The organism is Psychrobacillus sp. FSL K6-4046 (assembly GCF_038624605.1).
GTDB lineage: Bacteria > Bacillota > Bacilli > Bacillales_A > Planococcaceae > Psychrobacillus.
In genome coordinates this window covers 2,736,641-2,752,118 of record NZ_CP152020.1, presented here as the reverse complement: position 1 = coordinate 2,752,118, position 15,478 = coordinate 2,736,641, and the positions used below count along the sequence as shown (strand labels likewise).

At 36.9% G+C, this 15,478-nt stretch carries 15 protein-coding genes and 1 tRNA gene; 6 read left to right on the top strand and 10 right to left on the bottom strand.

The annotated features are described in order from the left end of the window. Nucleotides 1-2 precede the first annotated feature (2 nt). From MKY09_RS13645 to MKY09_RS13620, 6 genes are all read right to left on the bottom strand, one after another. Nucleotides 3-1,190, bottom strand: coding sequence for an MFS transporter (locus MKY09_RS13645; RefSeq protein WP_342566881.1), 1,188 nt, complete (start codon nucleotides 1,188-1,190; stop codon nucleotides 3-5). A gap of 446 nt (nucleotides 1,191-1,636) precedes the next feature. Continuing rightward, nucleotides 1,637-2,710: an ABC transporter substrate-binding protein gene (locus tag MKY09_RS13640; protein WP_342566880.1), complete on the bottom strand. Its 1,074-nt coding sequence runs from the start codon at nucleotides 2,708-2,710 to the stop codon at nucleotides 1,637-1,639. Next, the gene (locus MKY09_RS13635; RefSeq protein ID WP_342566879.1) at nucleotides 2,707-3,513 is read right to left on the bottom strand and encodes an ABC transporter permease; all 807 of its coding nucleotides are present in this window, start codon (nucleotides 3,511-3,513) and stop codon (nucleotides 2,707-2,709) included. Before MKY09_RS13635 ends, MKY09_RS13640 begins: the two co-directional genes overlap by 4 nt. Continuing rightward, the gene (locus MKY09_RS13630) at nucleotides 3,497-4,321 is read right to left on the bottom strand and encodes an ABC transporter permease (protein WP_169358914.1); all 825 of its coding nucleotides are present in this window, start codon (nucleotides 4,319-4,321) and stop codon (nucleotides 3,497-3,499) included. The genes MKY09_RS13635 and MKY09_RS13630 overlap by 17 nt, the downstream gene beginning before the upstream one ends. Beyond that, nucleotides 4,311-5,417 carry an ABC transporter ATP-binding protein gene (locus MKY09_RS13625; protein WP_169358915.1) on the bottom strand — a complete coding sequence of 369 codons (1,107 nt, stop codon included), beginning with the start codon at nucleotides 5,415-5,417 and terminating at the stop codon, nucleotides 4,311-4,313. The genes MKY09_RS13630 and MKY09_RS13625 overlap by 11 nt, the downstream gene beginning before the upstream one ends. Before the next feature lie 15 nt (nucleotides 5,418-5,432). Beyond that, nucleotides 5,433-5,975, bottom strand: a complete 543-nt coding sequence (locus MKY09_RS13620) for an XRE family transcriptional regulator (protein ID WP_169358916.1) — start codon at nucleotides 5,973-5,975, stop codon at nucleotides 5,433-5,435. Between the two features lie 190 nt (nucleotides 5,976-6,165). Between MKY09_RS13620 and MKY09_RS13615 the strand changes: the two genes are divergently transcribed. The 3 genes from MKY09_RS13615 (at nucleotide 6,166) to MKY09_RS13605 (ending at nucleotide 7,649) form a co-directional block, all read left to right on the top strand. Then, the gene (locus MKY09_RS13615) at nucleotides 6,166-6,609 is read left to right on the top strand and encodes a TlpA disulfide reductase family protein (RefSeq protein ID WP_342566878.1); all 444 of its coding nucleotides are present in this window, start codon (nucleotides 6,166-6,168) and stop codon (nucleotides 6,607-6,609) included. Nucleotides 6,610-6,711: 102 nt separating this feature from the next. Further along, nucleotides 6,712-7,371, top strand: coding sequence for a TrkA family potassium uptake protein (locus MKY09_RS13610; RefSeq protein ID WP_169358918.1), 660 nt, complete (start codon nucleotides 6,712-6,714; stop codon nucleotides 7,369-7,371). A gap of 205 nt (nucleotides 7,372-7,576) precedes the next feature. After that, nucleotides 7,577-7,649, top strand: a tRNA-Ala gene (locus MKY09_RS13605). Between the two features lie 535 nt (nucleotides 7,650-8,184). On the opposite strand, the gene MKY09_RS13600 is transcribed toward MKY09_RS13605, so the two are convergent. The 3 genes from MKY09_RS13600 to MKY09_RS13590 all read right to left on the bottom strand — a co-directional run bounded on the left by MKY09_RS13600 (nucleotide 8,185) and on the right by MKY09_RS13590 (nucleotide 11,739). Then, nucleotides 8,185-9,462 (bottom strand): IS110 family transposase, encoded by a 1,278-nt coding sequence (locus tag MKY09_RS13600; protein WP_342566877.1) that lies wholly within the window; start codon nucleotides 9,460-9,462, stop codon nucleotides 8,185-8,187. Nucleotides 9,463-9,858: 396 nt separating this feature from the next. Then, a complete protein-coding gene (gene rnjA / locus MKY09_RS13595) occupies nucleotides 9,859-11,526 on the bottom strand; it encodes a ribonuclease J1 (RefSeq protein WP_169358919.1) in 1,668 nt (555 codons plus the stop codon). A 3-nt stretch (nucleotides 11,527-11,529) separates the two neighbouring features. Next, nucleotides 11,530-11,739 carry a DNA-directed RNA polymerase subunit epsilon gene (locus MKY09_RS13590; protein ID WP_298471874.1) on the bottom strand — a complete coding sequence of 70 codons (210 nt, stop codon included), beginning with the start codon at nucleotides 11,737-11,739 and terminating at the stop codon, nucleotides 11,530-11,532. Nucleotides 11,740-12,026: 287 nt separating this feature from the next. Here MKY09_RS13590 and MKY09_RS13585 point away from each other — a divergent pair, with 287 nt between their 5' ends. Both MKY09_RS13585 and MKY09_RS13580 read left to right on the top strand, forming a co-directional pair. Then, the gene (locus MKY09_RS13585) at nucleotides 12,027-12,800 is read left to right on the top strand and encodes a Cof-type HAD-IIB family hydrolase (protein WP_342566876.1); all 774 of its coding nucleotides are present in this window, start codon (nucleotides 12,027-12,029) and stop codon (nucleotides 12,798-12,800) included. 11 nt (nucleotides 12,801-12,811) lie between these two features. Further along, nucleotides 12,812-13,747 (top strand): carbohydrate kinase, encoded by a 936-nt coding sequence (locus MKY09_RS13580; RefSeq protein WP_342566875.1) that lies wholly within the window; start codon nucleotides 12,812-12,814, stop codon nucleotides 13,745-13,747. A 324-nt stretch (nucleotides 13,748-14,071) separates the two neighbouring features. On the opposite strand, the gene def is transcribed toward MKY09_RS13580, so the two are convergent. After that, nucleotides 14,072-14,629 carry a peptide deformylase gene (gene def / locus MKY09_RS13575; RefSeq protein WP_169358923.1) on the bottom strand — a complete coding sequence of 186 codons (558 nt, stop codon included), beginning with the start codon at nucleotides 14,627-14,629 and terminating at the stop codon, nucleotides 14,072-14,074. A gap of 134 nt (nucleotides 14,630-14,763) precedes the next feature. Here def and MKY09_RS13570 point away from each other — a divergent pair, with 134 nt between their 5' ends. Continuing rightward, nucleotides 14,764-15,408, top strand: a complete 645-nt coding sequence (locus MKY09_RS13570) for a YkyA family protein (RefSeq protein ID WP_342566874.1) — start codon at nucleotides 14,764-14,766, stop codon at nucleotides 15,406-15,408. Nucleotides 15,409-15,478 lie beyond the last annotated feature (70 nt).

Genomic DNA, 15,478 nt, shown 5'->3' with positions numbered 1-15,478 from the left:
TATCATAGAATGACAGGTTTCTTCTTTTTAACCCAAACAAGTGTAATGACCCAAGTGCAAAGTAAAATTACAGCACCTACTAAAAACGGTATGTTAATATTTACGTCAAATAATATACCAGCAAGTGCTGGGCCAATCATATTACCTAAGCTCATATACGCATTATTCATACCAGCAGCAAACCCCTGCTCATTGCCAGCGAGCTTAGAAACGATGGTATTAACAGCTGGTCTAATCAATGTAGTAGCAATCGAGAAGACTGTTGCTAAAAACAAGATAAGCCAAAAGGAATCTACTAAAAAGAATAGAACTAATGAGACGGCTCCCACAACTAAGTTGACAAGAATAACGTTTAATTCACCAAAACGTTTAAATAAGCGATCAATGACTACTGTTTGAATAACTACTCCCACAAATCCACCTACCGTTAAAATAGCGGCTATTCTTTGCGGACTATATTCGTATTTGTGATCTACATATAAAGAAAAGGTTGCCTGGAAGTTGGCGATTCCAAAAGAAAATACAAAAATGATAAATAACATCATAAAGTAAGGTGTATAAATCGAGCTTTTCATTTGAGTAAGAATATTTTCACGTTTTTTTATAGCTGGATTTAAATCAGTTATTACATTTTTAATATCAGGCAAAATGATTAAGGATACTATTGCGGAAAGAAAAGAAACTACCGCGGCCATATAAAATGGAAAGGATAAACTAACTCCTGCTAAAAATCCTCCAATAGCCGGCCCAATCATAAAGCCTAGTGACATGGAAGCTCCAATGAACCCCATACCTTTCCCACGTTCTTCATAACTTGTGATGTCAGCGACAAAGGCCATCGTTGCAGGTACTAAAAATGCTCCTCCAACTCCACCCATAAATCTTGCAATATAGAGCATCCATTCTTGAGTAGCTATCCCAAACCATAATTGTGAAACAGCAAAAATGATCAAGCCAATAATGATCATTCTTTTTCTTCCATGTTTGTCAGATAGTTCTCCCGCTAATGGAGAAAATATAAATTGTCCTAAGGCATAGGATGCGATAATAAAACCTAAGGCTTGCCCAGCAACTCCAAAAGTTTCTAAATAAGAAGGCATTACTGGAATAACAATCCCTATCCCTGACATTACAATAAACATATTGAACATCAGAATATATAATGCAAATTTATTTCTTTTCTCTGTCATAACGACTCCTGCTTTCTCTCGTACTATTATTCATCTATCGATAATATCATATTTTCCCATTAATACATACTTTCGTGTCCCGAAAAGTTATACAATTTTCTTCAATTAGAGTACTGTGTAAAATAAATAATAGCAATATAATAGCAATATAAAGTATTAATGAAATAGCTGGTTTAAGCATATACAGAGGACGCTTTCGACGGGGGAAGTGGATAAGTAAGTCATCATTCGTCGCGACAATGAACGTAAGAGTAGGATTAGATTGAATGATCTGCAATGATATTTATGAAGACTAATTTTATTAAAAATTGGGAGGTTGTTCAATAAAAAAGCTTACTTCGCGCCATAAAAAAATACCCCCAACAGGTAAACAGTTTCATCTGTCTACCTATTGGGGAGCATATCGAAATTAATTTCACGTTTTAATTTATAATAATATGTTGAAATTAATTATCTCCCATTTTAAATTTCAAGAATAATTCATTGTAATGGCCTAGCATTTCGAGACCTAGATTTTTGTATACTTCTAAATTATCTCTAGCTTCCTCCGTAGGATAGAAACGCTCGTCTGCGATAACCTCTTCATCCATTATTTCCATCGCTGCAGTATTAGGAGTGGAATAACCAACATAATCTGCATTTTGGGCAGCAACCTCTGCATCTAGCATGAAGTTAATGAATGCATGAGCACCATCGACATTCGCGGAGGTTTTTGGAATTACCATATTATCAAACCATAAATTAGAGCCTTCTTCAGGAACAGAATAGTCTAGTTCTTCATTTTCCCACATCATGTCAGCAGCTTGTCCAGACCAAGTAAGGGCTACAGCTGCTTCCTCATTTACCATCAGCTGCGTTACTTCATCGCCAATAATAGCCTTTACATTAGGAGTCAAGCTTTGAAGCTTTTCAAGAGAACTTTGAAGCTCATTTTCATCAGTAGAGTTTAAGGAATAACCTAGGCTATTTAATCCCATTCCAATAACCTCACGTGCTCCATCTACTAACAATACTTTGCCTTCTAAGGATGGATCCCATAAATTATCCCAGCTTTCAAATGTTTGTCCCTCCAATAGGGAAGGATTATAAACAATTCCTACTGTTCCCCAAAAATAAGGGATAGAAAACTCATTTTTAGGGTCAAAAGGTAAATCTAAAAAGTAAGGATCAACGTTTTTTAGATTTGGTAACTTGGAAGGATCGATTGGCAAGAGTAAATCATTTTCCTTCATTTTTTCAATAGCATACTCTGAAGGGACAGCTATATCATAGGAAGTCCCACCTTGTTCAATTTTTGTCATCATGGCTTCGTTTGAATCAAAGGTTTCATAAACCACACGATATCCGGTTTCTTCTTCAAACTGGTTTATCAACTCAGGATCAATGTATTCTCCCCAGTTAAAGACAGTAACAGTATCACTACCGGCATTATTTGCACTTTTTCCTAAATAATCGTTTGTGATAAATAATACGATACATACAACTATAATGGCTACAGCTGCTCTTACAATCTCTTTCATTTACGTATCCCCATTCCTGTCAGGTTTTTACCGCCTCGTTGGCTAATGAAGTAGTAACCTACAACTAAGAACAATGTTACGATAAAAATAATACCTGAAAGTGCATTTATCGTTAAAGTAATTCCAGCTCGAGCCATGGAGTATATTTCAACAGATAGAGTACTAAAACCATTTCCTGTTACAAAAAAGGTGACTGCAAAATCATCTAAAGAATAAGTAAGTGCCATAAAGAAACCTGCGAAAATACCTGGCTTGATGAAAGGGATGATAACCCTTCTTAAAATGTCTCTTCTAGTTGCACCTAAGTCAGCTGCAGCATCGATTAATGAGCTGTTCATCTCTTGGAGCTTTGGAAGTACCATTAAAACAACAATAGGAATACTAAAAGCAATATGAGAAATAAGCACAGAGGCAAATCCTAGCTTAACGCCCACCATAGTGAAAAGAATTAAAAATGACGCACCAATGACAACGTCAGGACTTACGATTAACACGTTATTTAACGATAAAATCGAATTTCTCAATGATTTGTTTCTAATATAAACGATTCCTAAGGAACCTAGAACTCCAATAGCCGTTGAAATTAAAGCAGATAGTAATGCGACTATAACTGTGTTTATAAGTATCATAATTAAGCGAGTATCAGAAAATACTGCTGTGTAATGCTCCCAAGTAAAGGAGTCAAATTCATTCATCGTACCGCCGCTGTTAAATGAATAGAATATCAAATAAAAAATAGGAGCATAAAGAATGACGAAAATAAGGACTAAATATATTTTTGCTGCCTTACTTGTGTTTCCCATTGGAAGTTGCCCCCTTATCTCTTTGCCCTGTAATAATCATTACGATTACCATGAAGATGATTAAGAATACAGCGATCGTTGAACCCATTCCCCAGTTTTGAGTTACGAGGAATTGTTGCTCAATAGCTGTTCCTAAAGTAATTACTTTGTTACCAGCGATTAAGCGGGTAATCATAAATAGGGATAAAGAGGGAATAAATACTGCTTGAACTCCAGCCTTTACACCATTTGTTGTTAAAGGGAAGATAACCTTTCTAAAGGTTGTCCAACCAGAAGCTCCCAAATCTTTACTTGCATCAATAAGAGAAGGATTTAACTTATCGAGTGAGTTAAAGATCGGAAGAATCATAAATGGTATAAAAATATATACCGAAACGAAAATAAAACTGAAATCAGTAAATAGTATTTGTTGCTCTCCTATACCGAATACATTTAAGAAAGCATTAATTGGGCCGTATAAGCCGAAAATACCGATAAATGCATATGTTTTTAATAATAGATTTATCCATGATGGAATGATGATTAAAAGTAACCATAATTGTTTATGCTTTGTTTTAGTCAAAAGATAAGCTGTTGGATATGCGATTAATAATGAGAACAAAGTAATTAGGAACGCATACCAGAAAGAGCTAAGTGTTAGTTTTAAATAAACAGACGTAAAGAAATTTTGATAGTTATCTAAAGTAAAGTTTCCGCTTAAGTCGAAGAAGGAATAATAAGCGATTAATGCAATTGGAGCTATTACAAATAACAGAATCCAAGCATAGTAGGGTATTAGATAAAGCGCCCTAGCTTTTTTAGTTTCCATAAGCGTCTTCTCCGTAAGACTCTAGGCGTTTATCAAACTCTTCTTCTGTTTCATTCAGACGCATAACATGAATAGACTCTGGATCAAAATTCAAGCCAATCATTTCACCTACGGCCGCCTTTTTAGTTGAATGCACTAACCACTCATTTCCTTCTTCATCATAAGTGGAAAGCTCATAGTGAACTCCTCTAAACAATTGGGTATCTACTTTAACTTTCATTTTTCCTTTATCAATCGTTGTGATTTCTAAATCCTCTGGACGAATAACGATATCGACTTTTTCATTTGGGTTTAGACCTTGGTCTACACATTCAAATTCCTTGCCACCGATACGAACACGGAAATCTGCTACCATTGTTCCTTCAACAATATTAGACTCCCCAATAAAGTCTGCAACAAAACGATTAATCGGTTCATCGTAAATATCCATAGGCGTACCACTTTGTTCAATGTTCCCAGCATTTAGGACAAAGATTTCATCCGACATTGCAAGTGCTTCCTCTTGGTCATGGGTAACGAAGATAAATGTTTTACCTAGACGTTGTTGCAGCTCACGAAGCTCGTATTGCATTTCGGATCGTAGTTTTAAGTCTAATGCTGAAAGGGGCTCATCTAGTAGTATAATTTCAGGGTCATTGACAATAGCTCTAGCAATAGCGACACGTTGTCTTTGTCCTCCAGACATCTCTGCTATCTCTCTATTTTCATAGCCGTTTAGGTTAACGAATTTTAACGCCTCTAATACTCTGTCCTCTATTTCTTTTTTTCCTAATTTTTTGATACGTAGCCCGAATGCTACATTTTCAAATACATTTAAGTGAGGAAACAAAGCGTAGTCCTGAAACACTGTATTTACTTGGCGTTGGTTAGCTGGCACATTGTTAATTAGCTTCCCGTTAAGATAAATACTGCCATTTGAAGGCTGCATGAAACCAGCTATTAAGCGAAGGATAGTTGTTTTCCCACAACCAGATGGGCCTAACAATGTATAAAACTTTCCACGCTCTAATTCAAAATTAATGTCTTTAAGAACTGTTGTGTCCTCATCATAAAATTTAGTAACATTTTCAAAGCGAATAATAGGTGTCTCTGACATAATAACCCTCCATTTTCATAAATAAGAATTCGTGACGACATAAATAACCTTGGAGATATCATCTGATGCATTTTTTAAAAGATGATGATCTGCCGCTTCAAAATAGAGGGACTCTCCAGCCGAAGCAAAGTAGTGTTGTTTGCCAAGTTGTAACTCGACGCGACCTTGTAAAACATATATAAAAGTTTGAGATAAGGAAGGTTCAAACTCTTTAAACTGACCGCCTTTATCAAAAGTGATCAATACTGGCTCCATATCGTTTTCATTGGATTCAGAAATAAGCCAGTGAAGCTTGTACTTTTTTTCTTCATCTATGTAAACAGTCTGCTCCTCTTCTTGGAAAACCACCTTAGTTCTACTATGTTCATCGTCAAAGAAATCCTTAGGCTTACAACCTAAAACATTTAGGATAGAAAAAAGTGTTTCAATGGAGGGAGAATTTAGATCTCTTTCCAGCTGGGATATGAAACCCTTGCTTAAGTCCGTTCTCTCGCCTAGTTCTTCCTGTGTTAAACCTTTTTTCAGCCTTAACTGTTTAATTTTTCTACCAATTTGCATGTAATTACGCTCCTTCTCTTTTGTAAAATAAAGAGCTTTTCCATAAAACAAAGTTTATTTTAACATAACTTTAAGTTTACTTTAACAACTTTTTAAAGATAATACAAAAAAAATTTTTTCCAACTAACAGATGCAACTGTCTCTTAGTTGCATAGACTGAATATGGATGACGGATAAAGGAGAGATATGGATGAATTTGAGAGAGGAGTTACCGGAGTTTCCTATTACGACTAAATGGTTAAACGGATCGTGGACAAAGGGACAGTTATTAGGTACAAAGCCTTTGCTTGTCTATTTTTGGTCTGTTAGCTGTGATGCCTGTAAGGTTGCTCCACCATTGATAAATAAATGGAAAGAGAAGTATAAAAATCAGTTTAATGTCATTGCTATTCATATGCCTAGGTCTCCTGAAGATGCGAGTAAAAGCTTGGTGAAGTCGACAGCTTCTGCTGCAGGAATTTATGACTCGATTTGTCTAGATCATGATTTGGTGCTATCTGAAATGTACCAGTGTAAGCTTGTACCAAATTTTTATTTGTTTGATAAAAAAGGCCGACTGCGACACAGACAGGCTGGCGAGAGAGGGTTGCAAATGTTGGAAAAGCGACTTGTCCTCTTGATAAAAGAGATCTAATTTTTAATAATAAGCATGGGTTTAAAAAATGATGGAAATCTAGATAGCAGTAGAACCACTGTTGTGTTAAACTAATGGCAATTAGTTCTAGGAGGCGCAGCTATGCAGAAGGAATTTGTTGTTATTGGTTTAGGTCGTTTTGGTGGAAGTATCGTCAAAGAGTTAATGGAGCAGGGCGCCGATGTTATGGCCATTGATAAGGTACAAGAAAGAGTTGATGAATTTGCCTCCATAGCAACCCAAGCAGTGATTGCGGATACGACAGACGAAGCAGTCTTAAAATCGCTCGGGATTAGAAACTTTGAGCATGTTATTGTTGCAATAGGTGATGATATTCAATCTAGTATTCTTACAACGCTTATGCTAAAAGAAATAGGTGTGAAGAAAATTACAGTAAAAGCTCAAAATGATTATCATGAAAAAGTGTTACGTAAAATTGGAGCCGATCAAGTAGTTCATCCAGAGCGGGACATGGGGATACGAATCGCTCATAACATCCTGTCCAACAATGTCTTAGATTATTTGGAGCTTTCCGATGAGCATTCTATTATGGAGATTAAAGTAAATGAAAAAATTGCTGGATTCTCTATAGTGGACTTGGATATACGAGCTAGATACGGTATTAATATAGTTGCGGTAAAAAGGGGAAAAGAGATTATTGTATCTCCACAGGCACAGGATAAGATGCAGCTGAATGATGTGCTCATCATCATTGGAGCAGACGTGGATATCAATCGTTTCGAAAAGAAGGTTCTTTCTTAAATAAATGAAGTGTTCATTCTGTCGAAAAATTAGTTGGCAGCTTTTTGCTGGATGAGCGATATGCTATCAGCCTATCCATCACGGGATATTTTAATAGACTCGTTTATCCAGCTAGATTTAAGGACATCAATTTATAACCGCAATCTCCCAAAAAGGGGTTGCTTTCCTACTTTTTTCCCTTACAATATTATTACATGATTTATACGGGGCATTAGCTCAGTTGGGAGAGCACAACACTGGCAGTGTTGGGGTCAGGGGTTCAAGTCCCCTATGTTCCATCATTTTGTTTACTATAGAGTAAGTAACTTAGCGAGTAGGGTATGTTTACCTTCTCGCTTTTTGTATGCATAAAATTTTTTGTATTATTTTTGTAAACAGCATTTTACCGATTAAACACGAACATTTTCTCTATATTGATTGTAACGGTAGGCGGCGACTCCCTCTTAAAATGTAGTCGTACCAATGGTTTCATTACGTATTTTAAAGTGAAAAAAATTTTTTTAACTCGTCTTACTGATCTTTTGCACCCTTATTAAACCACTTATTAAAAATATTGGAAACGAAGGCTGTGCTCCGCTAAATATCCTGGTTAAAAATTCCATAAATATACTATTCTTGGATGCACTCTGTTTCTCTGCAGAACTTATGATGACGTACCCTCCCATATCTCTTTGCGTCGCACGCATACATTCCTTCGTTCGGTCTAGTCATAAGGCAGAGGCCGGCTATGCTCCAGCAGGGACTTGAAGTCGAATGTCGCGGTTGTGCCAGCTCTCTATGTCATCCAACTAAGTTAATAACTAATGAAATGGTTCACGCTGCCGTTTGAAGAACAGTCAGGTCTTGTATCATGCGTTCTGACTGAAACATCTGTTTCTTCGTACAGAGGCCATGTGCGATTTTTAATAGTTTGCCACATAAGACCACCATGGCTTCTTTCTTTCTTAAAGGGTTTACTGGGCGTTCAATATAATAATGATACAGTGCCTTAAAGGCAGGATTGTAACGAATCATAGGCAAGATGGCTCGGAAGAGGGCTGCACGCAATTTTCTGCGTCCTCGTTTAGAAATCTTCTTTTGTCCCTTTTGTTCACCCGAGGAGTTCTCCCGTAATGTCAGTCCCGCTAGTTTGATAATTTGGCGTGGACTATGAAAGTTAGTGAACGGCCCTACCTCTGATAACAGCTCGACGGCTGTATTGGGGCCGACCCCCTCGATAGATACCAAAAAGAGATAATCGGGCATATTCTGAGCGATTTCTTGTAACCGTTCTGCCAGTAATTCATACTGTTGTTGAACGAGTCTATATTGCATAACCAAGGTATGAATCTCAAATCGAGCCATCTCCAGGCCTTCGGTCAACCCGATCGAGATTTCAGCGGCTTCCTTGAGTTTTATTATTTTGGGAGAAGAGACACACTTTAACCCATCCACCTCTTTGTAGAAAGGGAGTAGCTCCGCCACTTCTTTTTCTCGAAGGTCCTCTGGTAATGGTGTTTTCTCCAGCACTGCTAGGCCGGTTTTCCCGATGTCTTTAAAGACATGTTGGAATTCTGGGAAGAACCGATCTGTCCATCGAATGATTCGATTGGTAATGATGCCAAGCTCTTTCTGAAGCGAGGCGCGATGGGATGCACCATTGCGCAGTTCCGCTTCGATACCTTCTAAAATGCGTGGGAAGCTGAACCGCCCATCGCGGATTAGCTTGGCGATGACCATCGCATCCTTCACATCGTTCTTTGTCTGTAGATTGTCATCCAATTCTTTGGATTTCTTCACGTGACTAGGATTCACAAGCACATAGCGGATGCCATGCGCTGTTAAATGGGCCGCTAGGTTCATCCAGTAGTGTCCCGTTGGTTCGAACCCAACAAGGATTTCTGATTTCTCGTGTTTGTTTTTTAATGCGAGTAGCTGTTCATAGAAGGTCGTAAATCCTTCTGCCGACTGTCTGATAGGGAATGACTTATGCAATACTCGTCCACGGTCGTCTACAGCACAGGCGTAATGTTTGCGCTTGGCGATATCGATCCCAATGACCAATGTCTTTTCAGTTACTTGATTAATTTTATGATTCATACTATTATTCATAAGGGGCCCTCCTATATATGTTTTGAGTATTCAATTGGTTGTTGTTACTCTAGCATCATATAAGAGGGTTCTTTTTTTTTCAAGAGCCTGTAAAGTAATCATACAGGAATGCTCCAGCGGGAGGAGGGAGACAGATAAGGCATCACAACCACGCGCGTAAGCGATGGGTGGTGGCTTTTCGCTCCCCCCGCGGAAAGCGTCCGAGATATGAGCGAAAATCAATACTACTTTATTGTTTAAAATCATTTCAATTTTTGTATTCTCTATTAATTATTCGTGTTTACTATAAAAAAGCAATTATAAAATTAAAAAACGACTGCAATCAAGCACGAAAACCTCGTGGATGATTGCAGTCGAAGATATTTAGTAGAAAGCTACTAGATTAGATTATATTATTTACACTTCCATAATGATTGGTAAAATCATTGGACGGCGTTTAGTCTTTTCATATAAATAAGGGCTTAAAACATCTGTAATTTCGTTTTTCAATTCAGACCATTCTATTGCTTTGTCTTGAATGGTAAATCTTAAATGTTTATTTAGCATTTGCTGTGCTTCATTAATCATGGTGCCAGATTCACGCATATACACGAATCCTCTAGAAATAATATCTGGACCAGAAACAATTTTCTTTCTTTCCATATCCGCACTAACAACTACTATTACTAAGCCTTCTTCAGAAAGAATTCTACGATCTCTTAATACAATATTACCAATATCCCCGATACCACTACCATCAATATAGACATCTCCAGATGGGATACGTCCTGCGATATGTGCTTCGTTGGAGCTTAAAGCTAAAACTTGTCCATTCTCCATAATAAACGTGTTTTCGATAGGAACATCACAATCTGCCGCTAATTCTGTATGGATTTTTAACATACGGAACTCACCGTGGATTGGCATAAAGAATTTTGGCTTCATCAAACGTAGCATTAGCTTTTGTTCTTCCTGAGAGCCATGCCCAGAAGTATGGACATTGTTCAAGGAACCATGAATAACTTCAGCACCCGCACGGAATAACAGATTAATCGTTCTATTAACGCTTGCTCTGTTACCTGGGATAGGAGAAGAAGAAAATACTACGGTATCTCCTGGCTGAATCTGAATTTGTCGGTGAGTACCATTAGCAATTCGAGAAAGAGCTGCCATTGGTTCCCCTTGACTACCTGTACAGAGGATTAAAACTTCGTTAGCAGGTAATCGGTTTAATGCGCTTGTATCAATGAACATTTCCTTAGGGGCTGTAATATAACCTAGCTCTCGTCCAATTGTAATATTGTTGTCCATGCTTCTTCCAAAAACAGCAATTTTGCGATTATGATGAATCGCAGCGTCTATTACTTGTTGAAGTCTATGGATATTCGAAGCAAAGGTTGCAAAAATAATACGACCATTTACTTTACGGAAAATGGAATCCATACTTTCTCCAACTTTGCGTTCGGACATTGTGAAGTTAGGAACTTCAGCATTAGTACTATCTGAAAGAAGACAAAGAACGCCATCACGACCGATTTCTGCCATTTTCGTTAAGTTTGCAGGTTCGCCGACAGGAGTAAAGTCAAATTTAAAATCTCCTGTATGCACAATATTACCAGGTGGAGTTTTTACCACAATTCCAAAAGCATCAGGTATACTATGCGTAGTTCTAAAAAAGCTTACAGCTGTTTTTCTGAACTTAATCACATCGTCTTCTTCGATTACATTCATTTTCGTTTGACGAAGTAAGCCATGCTCTTCTAGCTTGTTTCGAAGTAGACCCAATGCTAGCTTACTTCCGTAAACTGGGACATTGAGTTGCTTTAGTAAGTAAGGAATTCCACCAATATGGTCTTCATGTCCGTGGGTAATAAAAAGGCCTTTAATCTTGTCCACATTTTTGACTAAATAAGTATAGTCTGGGATCACATAATCGATTCCTAAAAGATCATCTTCTGGGAATTTAATACCAGCATCAATTAGAATAATTTCATCTTGAAATTGAACGCCATACGTATTTTTGCCGATTTCACCTAGTCCGCCGAGGGCGAAAACAGCTGTTTGGTCATTTTTTACAAATTTCATGAATTACAACTCTTCTACTTTGAAATTTGGACTTGCTTGTTCGTATTCCAAGTGGTTACCTTCAAGCAGCTGGATAAGCTCAATATTATACTTGCGGTCTATAAGAAGTGAACGAACTTCACGCTCTGAATCAGCCTCTACGTATAAGCTTTTAGTGTTTTCGCGAACTGGTACCTCTAGTGCGTTTTCTTGATAATAAACTTTATAAATCATTTTTATACTCTCCTTTTTCACGTTCAAAATAAATCAATTCTCTTTATATTATCACGCTACTTATTTAAAATAAAGAAAAGCCCTCCAAATTTTGAAGGGCAAGACATTTGACTTAAGCAATAGTTTTGTTTCTGAGCATTCCGCCGAGTCGCCGCAACAGTTTTCTTTTCAAGCGTTTCAACATGGCAATCCACTCCTTATGACGTATTATATATGAAATTGTGGAGTTTGTAAAGGATTTTAACAGAAAAGTCAAATAATTTAACTTGAAAAGGGAGAAAAAAATAATGAAAAAAAAAGTATTGATTTTCGATATAGATGGAACCATTTTAGATTTAGAGAAAAATATTCCTGAAGGGGTAGAAGAAGCGTTTAAACAAGCGAGAGAAAATGGACATATTACTGTAATTGCTACTGGGAGGGCGCCATTTCTTGCTAAAGCAATCGTAGATCAACTTCAAATTGATTCTTATATAACTTATAATGGTCAAATTGTTCAATTTGAGGGCAAAACCATACATAAAGGTGTTATAGATAAGGAAGAGCTAAAAAAACTTTCGGAGTTTGCAGCTTTGAAAGACCAACCTTTAGTATATATGGACAGTCATGAGATGGTTTCTAATGTACCTGATCATCAAGATGTAATTGAAAGTATTTCAACATTAAAGGTTGGTTTTCCGAGACAGGCAGAAAACTTTTATTTAAATAATGATATTCATCAGGCACTTGTCTTTTGTGAAGAAGAAGTACAAGAGGAGTATGAACGTGCATTTCCTAACTTGTCCTTTGTAAGATGGCACAGAGTATCTTGTGATGTGCTCCCTAAGGGCATGTCTAAAGCTGTTGGGATTGAGATACTTTTAGAATACTTAGGAGAAACTCGTCAAAATGCAGTTGCATTCGGGGACGGATTAAATGATGTAGAAATGCTGAAGTTCGTAGGTACAGGTGTAGCTATGGGAAATGCTGTAGATGAACTTAAAAAACACGCAACAATCGTTACAGAACATGTCTCAGAAAATGGTTTAGTAAATGCGATGAGGCAATTAAAGCTAATTTAAAGGAGTATCACATGATAGAGCAAAGTAATAAGTACGTATTAGTATATGGCGATGCCTTTGTTGACTATATTTCAAAGGATCAGACAAATAAGAGCTTTAAAAAGTTTTTAGGGGGAGCCACTGTAAATGTAGCTGCAGGTATTGGCAGACTAGGCTCTTCTTCCTCTTTTATAACTATTATCGGAGAAGATGATACCTCTAAATTTGTGAAAAGGGAGCTAGAAGCAGAAGGAGTTGACCTTTCTTATATACAGGTCGACCCGGAAAAATCTATAAGTGGAGTTTATGTGCACTTAACAGAAAATAACGATCGTCATTTTCATACTTATTTAGATGATACCCCTGACTTACAAGTAGATTTCTCTATGATAGACTTGAATGCTTTTAATCAAGCAAGTGCTTTCCATTTTTGCTCTGGGACATTATTTCATGCAATCGCTAGAGAGACTACTAGAAAAATAGTAGATGAAGTGAAGAAATCTAGTGCGCTAATATCGTTTGATGCTAATATTCGCCCTTTAAGATGGAATACTGAACAGCAATGCAGAGAGACAATTTGTTCGTTTCTTCATGACGTAGATATATTTAAAATCACGGAGGAAGAACTTCTCTTTTTAACTCAAGCTAATACTCAATTAGAGGGTCTTAATAGATTAGCGGAATATAATATTTCCGTAATCCTTGTAACAGTAGGAGCAAATGGAACATACGCCATGATCGAAGGGGAACTGGTTCATATTCCAACTGAAAAGGTAATAGCTGTTGATACAACCGGTGCTGGAGATGCATTTATGGCAGGAATTCTATCAAAAATCCAGTCAGAAGGTAAGCCTGAAACTAGGGAAGAATGGATCAGATATATTGCTTTTGGGAATAAGCTCGGATCTATTTGTGCTACAAACTTTGGAGCGTTGTCTGCTATGCCAAAATTGTCCGATATAAACTAATGGGTAGTTGCTTTAGGAGCGGAGAGCGGAGCGTTTATTATGAAAAGCTTTGTTCAAGTTATTGGTTGATTTTGATTAACTAAACAAAGGAACATTCAAATGGCTATTAAGAACATAAATAGATGATGAAATTAGGGTTGTTGACAGTATTTCAACTTAGTTTATGCGAGTATATTTATTAGCGCTTTTCGCTCACAACACGAAAAATCGTCCGCGATATGAGCGAAAAATCAATTAAGATTTCTTTGCATCATAAATCAACCCTGCTCTTTAACATAGCCTTATTAAAAAAAGATTGGTCTCCGTAGAGGCCAATCTTTTTAATTATTTATTTTCGTAAGGAAATGCATCTGCTATTTCCGCATAAGGGTTTTGTGGATTGATATGGTCATAAAACATAATGCCATTCAAATGGTCTAATTCATGTTGGAAGGCGATAGCAGCCAGACCTTTTAGACGTTTCTTAAATGGAGTTCCATCTGGATAAAATCCAGTTGCTGTAATTCTGGCATATCGAGGAACATACCCTTCAATAACTTCGTCTACAGATAGACAGCCTTCACCAGAAGGTATATATGTTTTTTCTACGGAATGGCTAATAATTTTAGGGTTAACTGCAACAAAGCTTATTTCCTGATCGTTCTCATCCATTAGGTGTATGGCAAACATTCTTTTAGATTGGTTTACTTGGGGTGCAGCAATTCCAATTCCAGGACGAAGGTTGTATTTTTTCACCATTTCATCATCTTGGCTATTTATAACGTACTCCAATAAATCATGTGCCAGAGCTTTTTCATCCTCAGTGAGTGGAAAGGTAAGCTCTTCCGTTTTCTTGCGTAGAGTAGGATGTCCATCTCTAATAATGTTAGGCATTAAAATCATCTTGATCGTCCTTTCAAATTTCATATTTCTATTATATCGAATTATGTCGTTTTACTAAACAAAAAGGTATATAAGTCAGTTGAATTTAGTAACTAGAACAATTATAGTTGAAAATGGGTATAGGAGGTTACGGAATGAAAAAATTAATATTCGTGGTTCCTTTCATGTCACTTTTACTATTGTCTGCCTGCTCTTTTGGAGAAAGTACTCAGGAAAAATTATCTGATGCTTTAACTGAAATCTATGAAGCAGAAGAAGGCTATAGAGAAGTTCAGACTTCCTTGAAGGAAACAGAGTTAAAGGAACAGGGAAATTTTCAAAGCATGATGGAATTAACTCAGGACCAAAAAGAAGAGCTTAGTGCTCAAGTAGATGCAACTGCTAATCTATTAGAAGAACGTATGACACTGGTAGAAAAAGAAAAGGATTCCATATCTAAAGCAAAGGATAAGCTTACAAAACTAGAGTCAGTTATTTCTGATGCTAAAGAGGAATCCGAAAAGGAAAGTATCCGTTCAGTAGAAGATGCTTTTAAAAATCGATATGATTCTTACGATAAGTTGGTTGAACAATATAACTCTCTTGCAAGCTTACAAGACGCTCTTTATAATATGCTTTTAGACGAAGAAGCGGACGTATCTAAAATTCAAGAACAGGTTGCAGAGGTTAATAAGCAGAATGAAGCAGTTCAACAAGCAGTTCAAGAATTTAATGATTTAACAAAACAATTAAATGAAGTAAAAGATCAGGCTTTTTCCACACTTCAAAAAGAAGAATAATAGATTGCCTTATGAATAGTTGCCCCGCAAATGTTAGTAACATAATTAACATTTGCGGGGTATTTTTATA